The following is a 1049-nucleotide window of genomic DNA, read 5'->3' as shown; positions in this document are numbered from 1 at the left end:
AAGGCTTCCTATCCGGAAACAGCACTTCAGTTTGATATAAGTAATCCTGGGACGATCGCGACTTGGCAACGTAAATTGGATACTAAAGGTGTTGATGCCTTATTTACTAGAAGAGGACGGGCTAAACACATGACGACCAACAATAATAAACAAGCAGAAAAAACAGAATTATCTGAATTAGAACGTTTACGAGCTGAGAATCGTGCTTTACGGGTTGAAAATGAATACTTAAAAAAACTCGATGCCTTGGTTCAGAAGCGCGGACATCGCAAGAAAAATATCAAATCATCCAAGAATTAAGGCAAAAATTTAAATATACATTGGATGAAATACTACCTTACACTAGTCTTAAACGTAGTACATTTTACTATCAAGCCCAACGAATAAACAGGCGAAAAAATAAAGATGAGGAGCTATTAAAGCTTATAAAGGAGGTCAAATCAAAGCACCCGTGTTTTGGTTATCGTACAGTAACACTGAAATTACGATCTCAAGGCATAAAAGTAAATCATAAGCGTGTTAGTCGCATCATGCGAGAAAATGACCTATCAGCGCATATGTATAATAAACAAAGGCGAAAATATAATTCTGCCCTTGGACCACAAGGTAAGAAAGCTAAGAACTTATTACATCGACGTTTTGATACACATTTACCATTTCAAAAAATGGTGACTGACGTAAGTGAATTTAGGTATGGAAATAAGACACAAGAAGAACGTGTCTATCTTTCACCTATCAAAGATCTATGTACAGATGAAATAGTGAGCTATAGTATCAGTAAGCATCCAACAACAGCCTTCGTGGTAAAACCGTTGGATGCATTGATAAAACTTAGACCTAAATTAAACTATCGTATGACTCTCCATAGCGATCAAGGTGTCCAATATCAGAGTGTCCAATGGCGAAAGAAGCTAAAAGAAAATAGGATCTTTCAAAGCATGTCTCGTAGGGCAACGTGCTTAGATAATGCACCCATGGAAAGTTTTTTCCACACAATGAAAGTAGAGCTATATCACAATAAAGAATATACAACACAAGAAGAGTTGGTC

2 protein-coding genes are annotated in these 1049 nt (G+C 36.7%); both read left to right on the top strand.

Annotation, left to right across the window (positions count from 1 at the left end):
- The coding region (locus tag LMU01S_RS10055; protein ID WP_156470424.1) for a helix-turn-helix domain-containing protein at positions 1 to 300 on the top strand (300 nt) is incomplete at its 5' end.
- Positions 225 to 1049: IS3 family transposase (locus LMU01S_RS10595; protein WP_169795915.1), on the top strand; the 825-nt coding region annotated here is incomplete at its 3' end. The genes LMU01S_RS10055 and LMU01S_RS10595, both read left to right, overlap by 76 nt.

This window comes from Ligilactobacillus murinus DSM 20452 = NBRC 14221, from assembly GCF_001591685.1.
GTDB lineage: Bacteria > Bacillota > Bacilli > Lactobacillales > Lactobacillaceae > Ligilactobacillus > Ligilactobacillus murinus.
Note: the sequence above shows the minus strand (reverse complement) of the source record. Positions and strands in the feature narration are given on the sequence as shown.